A 15,856-nucleotide genomic window follows, 5' to 3' on the forward strand; every position below is an offset into this window, starting at 1 on the left:
CTCACATCGCTCTCATCCAGTTTGTTGCCTCGTGCACTTAAGCACCGTACAGCTTCAATCTAAATTCATATACCAAAACGCTTGATTCAGTGTTTTTGCTAGTTCTCAATTTCATTCTTTCGAATGAATTGAGTGAACAATTTATTTCAGACTCAATTCTACTAATCTGTTAATGATTAACTACAGCCTCGTCAGCTTGCAGTAAACTGTGATAAATCACAGAAGTTAATAAACTCAAATCAAAATCTCTTTTGATTTATTTAGATATTTATTAATTTCTATAATTTACTTTAGCTTTGAATTAAATGTTTCATTTAATTCGTGGTGGAGACTAGGAGAGTCGAACTCCTGACCTCCTGCGTGCAAAGCAGGCGCTCTACCAACTAAGCTAAGTCCCCAGCTTTAATCATAATGAACGACATATCTTTCAGATTTGGTGGGTCTGACAAGACTTGAACTTGTGACCCCACGCTTATCAAGCGTGTGCTCTAACCAACTGAGCTACAGACCCTGAGAAAGTTTTAAAGCAACGCTTTAAAAGTTTTGCAAGACAAACAGCTCCGCTGTGCGTAGTGTTTGAGTCTCGTTTTTTCTTAAAGGCTTAACTCTAAATCTTTAAAGACATATCTCGAAGAACAACTTGTTGTGGATTCTTACCAGCCATCAATCTTTCGTTAAGGAGGTGATCCAGCCGCAGGTTCCCCTACGGCTACCTTGTTACGACTTCACCCCAGTCATCGGCCACACCGTGGTAAGCGTCCTCCTTGCGGTTAGACTACCTACTTCTGGTGCAACAAACTCCCATGGTGTGACGGGCGGTGTGTACAAGGCCCGGGAACGTATTCACCGCGGCATTCTGATCCGCGATTACTAGCGATTCCGACTTCATGGAGTCGAGTTGCAGACTCCAATCCGGACTACGATCGGCTTTTTGAGATTAGCATCCTATCGCTAGGTAGCAACCCTTTGTACCGACCATTGTAGCACGTGTGTAGCCCTGGTCGTAAGGGCCATGATGACTTGACGTCGTCCCCGCCTTCCTCCAGTTTGTCACTGGCAGTATCCTTAAAGTTCCCATCCGAAATGCTGGCAAGTAAGGAAAAGGGTTGCGCTCGTTGCGGGACTTAACCCAACATCTCACGACACGAGCTGACGACAGCCATGCAGCACCTGTATGTAAGTTCCCGAAGGCACCAATCCATCTCTGGAAAGTTCTTACTATGTCAAGACCAGGTAAGGTTCTTCGCGTTGCATCGAATTAAACCACATGCTCCACCGCTTGTGCGGGCCCCCGTCAATTCATTTGAGTTTTAGTCTTGCGACCGTACTCCCCAGGCGGTCTACTTATCGCGTTAGCTGCGCCACTAAAGCCTCAAAGGCCCCAACGGCTAGTAGACATCGTTTACGGCATGGACTACCAGGGTATCTAATCCTGTTTGCTCCCCATGCTTTCGTACCTCAGCGTCAGTATTAGGCCAGATGGCTGCCTTCGCCATCGGTATTCCTCCAGATCTCTACGCATTTCACCGCTACACCTGGAATTCTACCATCCTCTCCCATACTCTAGCTGACCAGTATCGAATGCAATTCCTAAGTTAAGCTCAGGGATTTCACATCCGACTTAATCAGCCGCCTACGCACGCTTTACGCCCAGTAAATCCGATTAACGCTCGCACCCTCTGTATTACCGCGGCTGCTGGCACAGAGTTAGCCGGTGCTTATTCTGCGAGTAACGTCCACTATCTCTAGGTATTAACTAGAGTAGCCTCCTCCTCGCTTAAAGTGCTTTACAACCATAAGGCCTTCTTCACACACGCGGCATGGCTGGATCAGGCTTCCGCCCATTGTCCAATATTCCCCACTGCTGCCTCCCGTAGGAGTCTGGGCCGTGTCTCAGTCCCAGTGTGGCGGATCATCCTCTCAGACCCGCTACAGATCGTCGCCTTGGTAGGCCTTTACCCCACCAACTAGCTAATCCGACTTAGGCTCATCTATTAGCGCAAGGTCCGAAGATCCCCTGCTTTCTCCCGTAGGACGTATGCGGTATTAGCATTCCTTTCGGAATGTTGTCCCCCACTAATAGGCAGATTCCTAAGCATTACTCACCCGTCCGCCGCTAGGTAATGTAGCAAGCTACACTTCCCCGCTCGACTTGCATGTGTTAAGCCTGCCGCCAGCGTTCAATCTGAGCCATGATCAAACTCTTCAGTTTAAAATCATTAGTAGCTTATGGCTACAAATCTTGACTCATCAATTTTCTGACATTAATTTCTCAAATAAACTTCGAGTAATTTCTACCATTCAATCAATGAAATATTTTCAATCGATTAACCAGTAAAAATCCACACAAGTTGTTCTTCTATTCTCTTAATGATCTTCTCGATGATTCGTCATCATCAAGCTAGGTCGGCTATATTACTCTTAATCTCTTAAAAGTCAACAGGTAATTTAGATATTTTTAAAACTTATCAACCAATCCAAAAATCTAACCACTAAAGCCAAATCCTTGTTTATCAACAAGTTTTTATCTGCATCACCGCCGATGGATGTGCATTCTACAGCATTCACAACCCAACACAACCCCTTTTCTTATTATTTCCTTTTGCATGTTTCTTTTTTCGACAAAACTAGTGTTTTCGTTGTTTTTATCATCTATTTACGTATAAAAAGCAGGCTCATGGCCTGCTTTTTATTTTTTTCTTTATGGTTTAATCGGTGAAAGTCACACGTGCAATGGCTTTTTTACCAGATTGGATGATTAAAGTGACATTCTCTTTTACAGAATAGCTCATATCGACCACATTCCAATCGACTTTAACAGCACCACGACCAACCGCATCTTTAGCTGATGCTGCATTTGGGTTTAAACCTGCAACACGAAGAATGGTAGCAATAAATAACTCTCCACCAAACTCGCCACGAGAAATGATTACTTCTGGTGTGTCTTCAGGTACTTCGCCTTCTGTTACACGGTTGCCTGCGCTCTTATGTGCATTTTCAGCCGCTTCTGCATCATGGAAACGCTCAACCAGCTCAAGCGCCAAAATACGTTTGATCTCTTGTGGGTTACGACCAGCAGCCATTTCATCAAGCAAGACTTTGATTTCATCGAGTGACTTAAAGCTAAGTAGATCAAAGTAACGTTCAATCAAGCTATCTGGCATCGACAAGATTTTTTGGTACATCGCACCTGGTGTGTCAAATACACCAATATAGTTGCCTAAAGATTTAGACATCTTATTGACACCATCTAAACCTTCAAGAATTGGCACAGTGATACACACTTGTGATTCTTGACCATAACGACCTTGTAAGGTACGGCCCATCAGCAAATTAAAAGTTTGATCTGTTCCACCTAACTCTACATCTGCTTCAAGCGCAATCGAATCATAGCCTTGCACTAATGGATAGAGGAACTCATGAATCGCAATCGGCTGGTGATTGTTATAACGCTTAGTAAAGTCATCACGTTCTAACATACGTGATACTGTTTGTTGGCTCGCCAATTGAATTAAATCAGCAGCAGTTCTTTGATTAAACCACTCTGAGTTAAAGCGTACTTTGGTCTTATTTGGATCTAGGATTTTAAAAACCTGCTCTTGATAGGTTTTGGCATTGGCTTCAACTTGTTCACGAGACAACGGCGGACGTGTTGCACTTTTCCCAGACGGGTCACCAATCATGGCAGTATAGTCACCAATCAAGAAAGTGACTTCATGTCCTAAATCCTGGAAGGTCTTTAATTTATTAATCAGAACCGTATGCCCTAAGTGTAAATCAGGTGCCGTAGGGTCAAAACCTGCTTTTACACGCAGTGGACGATTCTCTTTCAGCTTTTTGAGTAAATCTTCTTCAGAAATAATCTCGTGCGTGCCTCGTTGAATGAGAGCAAGCTGTTCTTCGGCGGGCAAGAAATTTGACATCACAAAACCTAAACACATCAGTTATTCAATTTGTGCGATATACTAACATTTTTTCAGCATCTTGCAGGGGAAGTTGTATATGAGCGCAATCTATATTGGTGTAATGACAGGCACAAGCATGGATGGTGTTGATATTGTTGCAACTTCATTTGATCCATTAACACTGCACGCAACGCTCACAGTACCTTTTGAACCAGAATTGCGTGATGAATTAATGGCATTAACGCTTCCTGATGATAATGAAATTGATCGTATGGGTAAGGCGGATGTCGCTTTAGCACAAATGATTGGAAACGGAATCAATCAGTTAATTGAAAAAAATCATTTAGATCGAGCTCAAATTAAAGCCATTGGTTCACACGGACAAACAATTCGTCACCGTCCTGAATATGGCTTTACTTTACAAATCGGTGATCCGAATATCATCACCGAGATCACTCAACTTCCTGTTGTTTCAGATTTTCGTCGCCGTGATATGGCTGCTGGTGGTCAAGGTGCGCCATTGGTTCCTGCCTTTCACCAAGCACTATTTCAACATGAGAGTATCCATCGTGTGATTTTAAATTTAGGTGGCATTGCCAATGTCAGTATGCTACCTGCTAATAATCCAGATGCGGTGTATGGCTTTGATACAGGTCCGGCCAATATCCTGATGGATGCTTGGTGCCAACGCCATACTGGACAGCCTTATGATGAAAATGGTGACTGGGCAGCATATGGACAACCAATTCGCTCATTGTTAGATCGTTTGCAAACACATGAATATTTTTCTAAAGAACCACCTAAAAGTACAGGACGTGAAGACTTTAATCTGGAGTGGTTAGATGACCAAATTAGTGATTGGCGCAATGATCTCGACTATGATGAACTGGAAGATACCCCAGAGAATGTGCAAGCAACGCTGATGAAACTCACCACACGTGCCATTAAAAAAGCCATTTATCGAAGCAAGGATTTAATGCCAACAGGTGAAGTTTATGTCTGTGGTGGGGGCGCATATAACTCACATTTGCTAGAACAACTACGTTGGCGTTTACGTAAGCATAATTGGTCAGTCCAAACGACAGATGCTTTAGGTTTAGCCCCAACATGGGTAGAAGCAACAGCATTTGCTTGGCTAGCAATGCGCTTTATTCAACAACTGAGTGGTAATTTAGCTACGGTTACAGGTGCATCTGGTGATCGTATTTTAGGAACAATTACGGCGGTCTAAGCATAAAAAAGCCTCTCAGACTTTCTCATTGAGAGGCTTTTAAACAAATCTATCTTAGATTGAAAATGACGAACCGCAACCACAAGTGGTCGTTGCATTCGGGTTTTGCACCACAAAACGCGAGCCTTCCAGACCTTCTAAATAATCAACCACTGAACCCACTAAGTATTGATAACTTAAAGAATCAACCAAAACTTTGACATCGCCATTGCTGAATTCCGCATCATCTTCGTTGACCGTTTCAGCAAAGTTAAAACCATACGAAAAACCAGAACAACCTCCACCCGTGACATAAACACGTAACATCAGGTCATTATTACCTTCACTTTCGCGCAGTTGGCGAACTTTTTTAGCAGCATTATCTGACAATTCGAGAGCTTGGGCGGTCATGGATGTTCCTCAGACTTCAATATGTCTTTCATAAATAAAAGACCCAATATTTAGTATAGCATACCTAATATCGGGTCGGTCTTTGAACTTTTAAAGTGTCGTTACAGACTTTTTCACAAGATTATTTGTAATTTTCGTCCTGTAAAGCGCACTCAAAATTCTTGGCATCTTCACGGCAACGGAATTGCCATAATAACTTCATCATACGCTTATCGTAGATACCGCGTTTGGTTAAATCAATACGTGCCTCACGCATTAATTTCTGATATCCAGGTTTGTCAGAAGCTGGTATTTCCATCCAATACTTTTGTGGAATGTCAGCTTTCATTTTGCCTAAAATATCAAAGGCCCGTGGTAATTGAGAACTCACCCATTGTCTGGATTTTTGCCCAAAACCTTCTGGGAATTTATCGGAACGAATAATAATATTTCCCGTTACTTGCAAAATTGGATAATTTACAATCGCACCTTTTGTACCTAAGCCTTTATGTAACTCTAGTGGTTTAAATGCAGCAGCTGGTGCGCCAATGATATCAACCTGACCATTGTTAAATTTTGCTCCGAAGTTAGTCACATCTGAACTTACCGCTTGCGCACCCACTTGAGCTGCCATAATTTTTTGAGCATCATCATAATCTAGTACAGCGATTTTCTTGCCTGCAGCCTTCGCGACCGTATTAATATTACGATCATTGACCATCAAGTACGCATCTCCGACAGGAATAACGCCCACCACTTCATATTGACCGTTCACCATTGCTTTAGCAAAGGTTGGGCTGGCTAAACCTTGCATGACTTTGACTGCAAATTTTAGGTCTGTAATCGCGCCAATCGCGTCGAGTGATCCTGTAAATTTGTTAAACTGACGACCACGCATGCCTGTGATACTGACGGCATCACATTTGCCAGCCTTAAAATCTTCTGCAAGTACGGCTTCATTTTGTCCCACACGCAACTCAATGTCCGCACCCCACGATTTCGCAGCAATCTGATAGTCTTTCATCAAAGCATAGACATCACCATTTCGACCCACTAAATCAAATACACAAAGGGTTTGCTTTGCTTGTGTAACGGCAGAAACAGTGGCGATGCTTGACGCAAGTAAAATTGTTTTAAACCATTGCATGTTATTTTTTCCTTTGCATCTAGTTTGAGTGTTGTTGCATAACCTTAAGCTTGTGAAGAACAAATGAAGTCCCTCAGATAAAGGCTTTCAAATGAATATATGTTTAAATTCGGTATTGTTTCATCATCCTGATCAAACATATTTTTAAATCATCACGATTTCATCTGATTTTTATGCTTCTATCATCACGGTGTTTCGTCATGAAGACAATGACCTTAATGACATAATCAAAAAAACAAAAAGCCTAGATAAATCTAGGCTTTAAGTATGCTTTTTTGCAATTCTGGATTATTCACCAGGTAATGCACATTCGAAGTTCGCTTTATCAACTGAACAACGTGCTTTCTTTAAAACAGACATCATGCTGGCATCATAAATACCACGCTTGGTTAAATCCATACGACCATCACGTAATAGTTTTTGATATTTAAGTTTGTCTTCAGCACTTAAATCCATTCTGTATTTTGCAGGAATTTCCGCTTCTAAACGCTTGATCATTGCAAATGCTTTCGGCAATTGTTTTACATGCCAATCACGTGACTTTTGACCAAAACCTGCTGGGAATTTCTCAGGACGAATTACTAAATCTGCAGTTACGTGCAAGACAGGGAAGTTAAACATCGCACCATTGGTACCTAGACCTTTGCTTAATTCTAATGGTTTATAAGCATAAGCAGGCGCACCCACCATATCTACCTGACCATTGTTAAACTTTGCAGCAAAGTTAGAAATATCTGAAAGTACTGCTTGCGCACCTACGCGTTGTACCATGATTTTTTGTGCATCATCATAACCAAGCACAGCAAATTTCTTACCTGCTGCTTTTTCAATTGAGTTGATACTCTTATCACGCACAAAGATATACGCAGAACCTAAAGGCGCAATACCAGCAACCTCGTATTTCTTCCCACTCAGATTGGTAGTCATTTTAGCAGCATTACGTGCATCTAATACAAACGTAATTGCGCGTTGCGCAATTTCATTGCTCGTTACACCACCTAATGAGTCAATTGAACCAGCGAATTTATTGTATGGACGTGCACGCATTGAAGTCATTGCTACAGCGTCACACTTACCAGCTTTGAAGTTGTTATCTGCAACAGCTTCATCAGTCAATGCAACCAAATTTACATCAGCGCCCCAACCCTTAGCAGCCAATGCCCAATCCTGCATCATTTTATATGACTCACCAGATCTACCCAATAAGTCAAATACACATACGTCTACTTTGTTTGCTTGAGCTGACGCAGAAAAACCCATGATAGATGCGGTGATCGCAGCGAACGCAATTTTTTTCATTTTTTCTTCCTTCTACAAACTTATGTCTGTCTCCTTGTACAAGGCAAATATTAATCATGTTTTATGGAAAAAAATAGAGTTAGTACTCTATTTTTTGTGTCAATATTGCTACATTTTGTCATTTTTTAACCAGTTTATGGTTTATTCACCGCTTAAAGAACATTCAAAATTTGTTCGTTCAACCGTACACCGCGCACGTTTCAACACATTCATCATGGTTGCATCGTATACACCTTCTTTGGTCAAATTCATTCGCCCATCACGTAACATTTTTTGGTAACGAACTTTATCTTCATTCGATAAATTGATACGAGCTGCATCCATACCCGCTTCTAAACGTTGTACCATCGCAAAGTTACTTGGTAATTTTCCAACAAACCACTGACGTGATTGCGCGCCAAAAGAACTAGGAAACTTTTCTGGGCGAATAATCAAATCTCCTGTGATATTTACGACTGGAAAATTAAACAAAGCACCATTTGCTAAACCTTTATTAATCTCTAAAGGTTTGTAAGCATAAGCAGGCGCAGCAATTACATCCACTTGACCACGGTTAAATTTTTGTACAAAATCTGAAATATTAGAGGGTACTGCAACCAGATCAATACTTTCCACGATGGCTTTTTGCGCTTGATCATAATGTAAATATGCGAATTTCTTGCCTTTGGCCTTTTCAATGGTATTAATATTTTTATCACGCACAAAAATATAAGCTAAACCAACTTGAATAATCCCTGCAACTTCAAATTTCTCACCATTGAAAGTCGCCACTAAACGACGTTGATTACGTTTATCGAGCACAAATGAAATCGCTTTTTGAGCAATTGCATTACTGGTGACTGCACCTACAGCATCAATCGAACCCGCAAATTTATTGTATTTTCGCGCACGCATAGAGGTCATATACACTGCATCACAGCGTCCTTGGTCAAAATCGCGTTCCGCTTTTTCCTCATCTTGATAAGGAATTAGTTCAATATTTGCTTTCCATGTTTGTGCAGAAAGACGCCATTCTTCAAGAAGTTTATAAGACTCACCTGCTCTTCCTAATAAATCGAATACACAAACTTTTTGTTTTGCTTGTACTTGTGAGCTCATCGCAAATAAAGCCGCAGCCCCCAATAACCAAAGTCCTTTTTTCATCTTGTTTTCCCTTCTGTGCTGTTCTGCATGTTTTTCCATCAATGCAAAATCAATATAGTCAAATTTTGATCAAATTAACAGTATTTTTATATACATACATCGGATTATTATCAGTTTTAATCATATTCATCACACTTTTTTAAAGCTCTTTTTCGATTGCTGTAGAAAAGTTTGCATTCATTGGGATAGCCCTTAAAATGCTGCTATCTATTCGCTATGCTGCATACTTATGATCCAGTTTGACCAAGTTTCACTACGCCGTGGTGGCCGAATTTTATTTCAAAAGGCCTCTATGCAACTTCATCCAGGTTGGAAAATTGGCTTAACGGGTGTAAACGGTGCTGGTAAATCGACCTTATTCGCAGCGCTCTTGGGTGATTTGGTTGCTGACGAAGGTAACTTAATCCGTCCTGCGGTATGGACAGTTGCGCACATGGCACAAGAAATTAAGGCCTTGGAAATGCCTGCGCTTGACTTTGTTCTTTCAGGCGATGAGGAATACTGGAGTATCAAAGAAAGATTAGCTCACCCCGATCAATTGAGTAACGATGATCTAGCCCAACTGCATGGGCGTTTTGATGAGATTCATGGTTATGTCGCTCCTGCAAAAGCGGCTCAATTGATGGCTGGTTTAGGCTTTTTAGATCATCAATTAAGCTTAAATGTCGCCAGTTTCTCTGGTGGTTGGCGCATGCGTTTAAACTTAGCACGTACTTTGATGAGTCGTTCAGATCTCTTACTACTAGATGAACCGACCAACCATTTAGATTTAGATGCTATCTTGTGGTTAGAAGACTGGCTCAAAGCTTATGAGGGGACACTGGTTCTTATTTCTCATGACCGTGATTTTCTTGACGCAATTACTGATCATATCCTTCATATCGAAAACCAAGAATTGACCCTGTACACAGGTAATTATTCAACTTTTGAAACCACCCGCAGTGAACGTTTAGCACAACAACAACAAGCTTTTGAGAAACAGCAAGAAACTCGTGCACATTTACAAAAATTTATTGATCGATTTAAAGCGAAAGCCACCAAAGCACGTCAAGCGCAAAGCCGAATCAAACAACTAGAACGAATGCAACAACTTGCTCCAGCCCATGTAGATACGCCCTTTACATTTAGCTTCCGAGAACCGACCAAAATGAGTTCTCCGCTATTAAGTTTAGATGCAGCCAGTATTGGTTATAGCGACAAAATCATTGCCGAAAAAATTCGCTTACAAATCACGCCAAGCTCACGTATTGGCTTATTAGGAATGAACGGTGCTGGTAAATCAACACTGATCAAAACTTTAGTGGGTGATTTAGCATTATTGTCTGGTGAACGTAAAGCATCTGAACTACTCAATATTGGTTACTTTGCGCAGCATCAAATGGATGCTTTAGATGCCAATGCCAGTCCGATGTTGCAACTTGCACGGATTGCGGATAAACAAATCAGTGAAGCATCATTACGAGCTTTTCTGGGTGGGTTTGGTTTTAGTGGCGAACGTATGGATACACCATGTGAAAGCTTCTCTGGTGGCGAACGTGCGCGCTTAGCGTTAGCACTCATCGTTTGGCAACGTCCAAATGTTTTAATTTTGGATGAACCCACCAACCATTTAGATTTAGATATGCGTCATGCACTCAGTATGGCCTTACAAGATTTCGAAGGCGCTGTGGTACTGGTTTCACATGAACGCCAACTCATTGCCAGTGTCTGTGATGAATTATTGTTAGTACATGCAGGGCGTTGTACTGAGTTTGATGGTGACCTACAAGACTATGCAAAATGGTTACGAGAAGCACGTCAACAACAAATCAATGCCCAAAATGCATTACAACAACAAGCGACCAATCAACAAGTAAACAGCGTGAAAGTTGATAAAGAAGCACAACGTAAAGAAGCTGCTCGACGTCGTGAAGTCACCCGTCCTTTGCGTAAAAATATTGAAAAAGTCGAAGCTCAAATTGAAAAGATTCAGCCTCGTTTAGTCGATATTGAACATTCGTTGGCTGATAGTGCATTGTACGAAGCTAATCGCAAAGATGATCTAATCAAGCTCATGAATGAACAAAGTGAATTAAAAAACAAACTAGAGCAATATGAAGAACAATTGCTCACCTTCATGATGGAGTTAGAAGAATTAGAAGCGTCATTTACGCATTAATTTAAAAATATAGATCCATATATTTACTGCATAGAAATATATGGATCTTAGATACATGTAGATATTTAAAAACCTTTAAGCCTGTTCCCAAGCTCAAATCAACATCCCCGTAACATAAATCTGTATTGAATAATGTTATTCTTTTATCTCACTTTTTAATCTCGATTAAAATTTGAATTTTCTCAAAAAATTGAGCTTTGGCTTCAGGCTAGATATACTCAAGCCCCATTATTGTAATGTTATCACCTACGAATGAATCTTGAGGGTTAGATTCGTTTAATATTTTTTGTACTGCAATTTGCTGAGTACGTTATTTGGGACACTACAAACTGAATGAACTCTTTAGACTTTCTTTTTAATTTCGAACACTTCCTGCCAATCCTAGTTCAAGAATATGGTTTATGGATTTACGCTATTCTCTTTCTGATTATTTTTTCTGAAACAGCTTTTGTTTTCATGTTCTTCTTACCCGGTGATAGCCTATTACTTGCTGTTGGCGCTTTGTGTTCAGTAGTCGAAATTATGCATCTTGGCTATATGATTACACTGCTTTTTTTCGCTGCTGCATTGGGTTATATGGTGAATTTCCATATTGGTCGCCATTTTGGTGATCGAATTTTCAATACAGAATCTCGCTTCATCAAACAAGAATACCTACAAAAAACCAATGTGTTTTTCTTAAAGCATGGTGGGAAAACTATCCTTCTTGCCCGCTTCATTCCTTTTGCACGCTCATTTGCACCGCTAGCAGCAGGTTCAAGCAATATGAATTATACGCACTTTGTAGTTTACAATATCCTAGGTGCGTTGCTGTGGATCAGTGTTCTAGTTACTGCAGGTTATTTATTTGGTCACGCGATTATTCAAGTGAGTGATTTGGTAGATAGTTAATCCTGTAGTGTTCCACGTGAAACCTTCCCTGCTAGTTTTCAAAAAAAAAGACGATGCTCCAAGGCATCGTCTTTTTTTACATCCAGAATTTAAGCGTCAATATCTGCATTGAGTGCATTTTCTTCAATGAAGGCACGACGAGGTTCAACATCATCACCCATGAGACATGAGAACATACGATCCGCCTCAATCGCATCATCAATGGTCACTTGCAACATATTGCGATTTTCAGGATCCATCGTAGTTTCCCAAAGTTGCTCAGCATTCATTTCACCCAAACCTTTATAGCGTTGAATCATCATGCCACGGCGAGAGTCTTGTAAAATATGCTGCCAAACCTGATGGAAACTTGCCACTTGGATACGACGCTCACCTTTCTGTAAGTAAGCCCCTTCTTCAAGTAACTTAAACCAGCTCTTTGAGTTTTTAAGTAAGCGCGCATATTCTGCTGAATTTAATAATCCAGCATCTAATAAATAAGCATGCGGTAAGTTATGGACGTACACCGTGACACGTGGCCAATAATGTGCTGATTTCTCACCTTGAGCATTTTCACGCTCAAATGCTTCTAAACTGATTTCAGGACGAAGGTTCGGCTGCAATGCTTCAATGGCTGAACGCAATTGCTCTGCCCAAGTCTCAACATACTCACGTTCGTGGTTATGATCGATTTTAAATGCATCTAGTTCTAACAGACCATCTAACAAACTTGCTGGATAACGTTGTGTTAAACGCTGTAAGCTCTTTTGTGAAACTTGATAATCTGCGATCACACTCGCTAACGCCTCACCACTGATCGCTGGCGCATCTGCACTCACATGTAACGCCAATTCATCAATTGCATTTGAAATAAGGAAGGTTTCAAGCGCTTCATTATCTTGAAGATATTGCTCTTGCTTGCCTTTTTTCAATTTATACAATGGCGGTTGAGCAATATAAATATAACCGCGTTCTACCAACTCAGGCATTTGGCGGAAGAAGAAGGTCAACAACAGAGTACGAATATGTGAGCCATCCACGTCCGCATCGGTCATGATAATGATTTTGTGATAACGTAATTTGTCAGGATTATATTCTTCACGACCAATACCACAGCCTAACGCCGTGATTAAAGTGCCCACTTCTTGACTTGAAATCATCTTGTCAAAACGCGCACGTTCAACGTTTAGAATTTTACCTTTCAGCGGTAAAATTGCCTGCATTTTACGGTTACGACCTTGTTTAGCGCTCCCGCCCGCAGAGTCACCCTCGACCAGATATAGTTCAGACAAAGCTGGATCTTTTTCCTGACAATCTGCCAATTTACCTGGTAAACCTGCAATATCCAAAGCACTCTTACGACGAGTCATTTCACGTGCTTTACGCGCCGCATCACGAGCACGAGCAGCATCGATAATCTTGCCAGCGATTGATTTCGCAGCTTGCGGGTTTTCTAACAAATAGGCAGAAAACTCTTTGTTCATCGCCTGCTCAACCGCAGGTTTCACTTCACTCGACACCAACTTTTCTTTGGTTTGCGAAGAGAATTTAGGATCAGGCACTTTAACTGAGATAATTGCCGTCAAGCCTTCACGGGCATCATCCCCAGACACCACAACTTTTTCTTTTTTGAGCAGGTTTTCATTTTCCATGTAGCTATTTAAGCCACGGGTTAATGCTGCACGGAAACCAGCTAAATGCGTACCGCCATCTTTTTGTGGAATGTTGTTGGTAAAACAACGTACATTTTCTTGATAGCTATCATTCCATTGCAATGCCACTTCCACACTAATGCCATTATCCGCATCGGTAGTGAAATGGAAAATCTCATTGAGATGTGTTTTACCTTCGTTGATGTACTTAACGAACTCGGATAAACCACCTTCATAATCATAGACATTTTCAAGATTGACACGTTCATCACGTAATACAATACGGACGCCTGCATTCAAGAAAGATAACTCACGTAATCGACGTGCCAAGATATCAACATTGAAAATGGTTTGGCTAAAGGTTTCAGCACTTGGCCAAAAACGCACAATCGTACCCGTACGATCAGTTTCACCAATCACACGTAATGGGTATTGCGGATCACCATGATGATATTCTTGCTGGTGTTCTTGACCTGCACGATGGATCGTCAGTTGCAATTTACTTGATAAAGCATTTACAACTGAAACACCTACACCATGCAAGCCACCTGAGACTTTATAACTATTGTCATCAAACTTACCGCCTGCGTGCAGAATCGTAAGAATTACTTCTGCGGCAGAAACCCCTTCTTCAGGGTGAATATCAGTTGGAATACCACGACCATTATCCGAGACACTCACAGATTCATCTTCATGAATCGTGACTAAAATTTCATCACAGTGGCCTGCCAATGCTTCATCGATGGCGTTGTCCACCACCTCAAACACCATGTGATGTAAACCTGTACCGTCATCAGTATCCCCGATGTACATGCCAGGACGTTTACGAACCGCGTCTAATCCACGTAATACTTTAATACTAGAGGAATCATAAGCCTTTTCATTTGTTTGTTCTGTTTGAGAGACTGATTGAGACTCTGAACTCATGGTTACTCCCTAGTAAATATCTAATCTATCCAAAGATGAGGAAATAAAATTATGGCGCAGCAGGACTGACTTGACCGTGAACAACGTGGAACAATTGAAAAGAAATCGACAAATCATGTAAGTGTTTTAATACCGACGTATGGTCTAAGGTGGTCATAAAAACCTGACTTCCTAATTGACTCAATCGCTCCATTAAACGTTGTTGTGCAGCTACATCTAACTCTGCTGTCAGATCATCTAATAATACCACAGTTTCCTTATTACTCGCATGTAGCATTGCAATTTGTGACAGTTTTAATGCCATGATTAACAACTTTTTTTGTCCTCGTGATAACACATGAGCAGCATCACTGCGCATGGCATCGCCCTTGGTTTTTAAGCGTAAATCAGCACGATGCGGCCCATACTCAGTATAGCGTCGATCCAAATCTTTTTGATGTTGCTGTACTAAATCTTGCAATAGCCCTTGCTCAGTATGAAACCCTGCATGGTATTCCAATTCGATTTCGATATCAGGCAAAAGTTGCTTTAAATCTTCCTTAAAAAATAAATTCCATTGCTCTAAAATACCAACCCGCTGCGAGTGCAAAATTTCACCATAATCGCTCAACATTTTGTTCCATGGCTCCAAATCAGCCAAAGTCAAATTCCGCCGTGTTTTAAGTAAGCTATTACGCTGCTTAAGTGCACGAGAATAATATTGCCAAGCAAAGTAAAACTCAGGTTCCACGTGGAACATCAACCAATCTAACAACTGTCGCCTAGGCTTGGCACCTTGATCAATAATATCGGTACTTTGTGGATCTAAATGTTGCAATGGTAATCGCTTGGCTAATTGTCCTTGTGTTGCGATGGTATCGCCATTGATTTTAATCAACTGTTCACCAGAAGCCAGTTTTCGCATCCCCATCCGCTCATGAACTGATTGTGCAAAGACAATCGCATCATCAGCCTCATACTGAATGTAATGCTTTGGAATATGAGTGCGAAATGAACGACCAGTAGCCAACAAATGGATCGATTCCAAAATTGAGGTCTTTCCAGAACCATTGGCTCCGTAAAAAATATTAAACGGTTGCAACTCAGTGAGTGCAACCGTTTTTAAATTTCGTACACGCTCGATATTTAAACGCGTAATTTGCATGCTTTAAACTC

At 41.1% G+C, this 15,856-nt stretch carries 10 protein-coding genes, 2 tRNA genes and 1 rRNA gene; 3 read left to right on the forward strand and 10 right to left on the reverse strand.

Features of this window, described 5'->3' with window-relative positions; translation table 11 throughout:
- Positions 1–322: 322 nt before the first annotated feature.
- The 4 genes from AAC851_RS09135 to tyrS form a co-directional block, all read right to left on the reverse strand.
- Positions 323–398 (reverse strand) — tRNA-Ala (locus AAC851_RS09135).
- A gap of 36 nt (positions 399–434) precedes the next feature.
- A tRNA-Ile gene (locus AAC851_RS09140) sits at positions 435–511 on the reverse strand.
- 164 nt (positions 512–675) lie between these two features.
- Positions 676–2,212: ribosomal RNA gene (locus tag AAC851_RS09145) — 16S ribosomal RNA — on the reverse strand.
- A gap of 496 nt (positions 2,213–2,708) precedes the next feature.
- Positions 2,709–3,941 carry a tyrosine--tRNA ligase gene (gene tyrS, locus AAC851_RS09150; RefSeq protein ID WP_100833008.1) on the reverse strand — a complete coding sequence of 411 codons (1,233 nt, stop codon included), beginning with the start codon at positions 3,939–3,941 and terminating at the stop codon, positions 2,709–2,711.
- A gap of 61 nt (positions 3,942–4,002) precedes the next feature.
- On the opposite strand from tyrS, the gene AAC851_RS09155 reads away from it, so the two are divergent.
- The gene (locus tag AAC851_RS09155) at positions 4,003–5,136 is read left to right on the forward strand and encodes an anhydro-N-acetylmuramic acid kinase (RefSeq protein ID WP_100833007.1); all 1,134 of its coding nucleotides are present in this window, start codon (positions 4,003–4,005) and stop codon (positions 5,134–5,136) included.
- A 54-nt stretch (positions 5,137–5,190) separates the two neighbouring features.
- Here the strand turns inward: AAC851_RS09155 and erpA are convergent, their stop codons facing one another.
- The 4 genes from erpA to AAC851_RS09175 all read right to left on the reverse strand — a co-directional run bounded on the left by erpA (position 5,191) and on the right by AAC851_RS09175 (position 9,094).
- A complete protein-coding gene (erpA, locus tag AAC851_RS09160) occupies positions 5,191–5,526 on the reverse strand; it encodes an iron-sulfur cluster insertion protein ErpA (RefSeq protein WP_005086061.1) in 336 nt (111 codons plus the stop codon).
- 121 nt (positions 5,527–5,647) lie between these two features.
- The gene (locus AAC851_RS09165; RefSeq protein ID WP_075314251.1) at positions 5,648–6,652 is read right to left on the reverse strand and encodes a putative solute-binding protein; all 1,005 of its coding nucleotides are present in this window, start codon (positions 6,650–6,652) and stop codon (positions 5,648–5,650) included.
- 288 nt (positions 6,653–6,940) lie between these two features.
- Positions 6,941–7,951, reverse strand: coding sequence for a putative solute-binding protein (locus AAC851_RS09170; RefSeq protein WP_075314250.1), 1,011 nt, complete (start codon positions 7,949–7,951; stop codon positions 6,941–6,943).
- Between the two features lie 141 nt (positions 7,952–8,092).
- Positions 8,093–9,094, reverse strand: coding sequence for a putative solute-binding protein (locus AAC851_RS09175; RefSeq protein ID WP_075314249.1), 1,002 nt, complete (start codon positions 9,092–9,094; stop codon positions 8,093–8,095).
- A 229-nt stretch (positions 9,095–9,323) separates the two neighbouring features.
- Here AAC851_RS09175 and AAC851_RS09180 point away from each other — a divergent pair, with 229 nt between their 5' ends.
- On the forward strand, positions 9,324–11,252 hold the full coding sequence (locus AAC851_RS09180; RefSeq protein WP_160132008.1) for an ATP-binding cassette domain-containing protein: 1,929 nt from the start codon (positions 9,324–9,326) through the stop codon (positions 11,250–11,252).
- Between the two features lie 333 nt (positions 11,253–11,585).
- Positions 11,586–12,143 (forward strand): VTT domain-containing protein, encoded by a 558-nt coding sequence (locus AAC851_RS09185; RefSeq protein WP_004637309.1) that lies wholly within the window; start codon positions 11,586–11,588, stop codon positions 12,141–12,143.
- Positions 12,144–12,232: 89 nt separating this feature from the next.
- Here AAC851_RS09185 and gyrB read toward each other — a convergent pair whose 3' ends face one another.
- Together gyrB and recF are read right to left on the reverse strand one after the other, a co-directional pair.
- The gene (gyrB, locus tag AAC851_RS09190) at positions 12,233–14,701 is read right to left on the reverse strand and encodes a DNA topoisomerase (ATP-hydrolyzing) subunit B (protein ID WP_160132007.1); all 2,469 of its coding nucleotides are present in this window, start codon (positions 14,699–14,701) and stop codon (positions 12,233–12,235) included.
- A 49-nt stretch (positions 14,702–14,750) separates the two neighbouring features.
- On the reverse strand, positions 14,751–15,845 hold the full coding sequence (gene recF, locus AAC851_RS09195) for a DNA replication/repair protein RecF (protein WP_100833004.1): 1,095 nt from the start codon (positions 15,843–15,845) through the stop codon (positions 14,751–14,753).
- Between the last annotated feature and the right edge of the window lie 11 nt (positions 15,846–15,856).

Origin of the sequence: Acinetobacter sp. HZNU-JH01 (assembly GCF_037996845.1) — a bacterium.
Classification (GTDB): domain Bacteria; phylum Pseudomonadota; class Gammaproteobacteria; order Pseudomonadales; family Moraxellaceae; genus Acinetobacter; species Acinetobacter haemolyticus.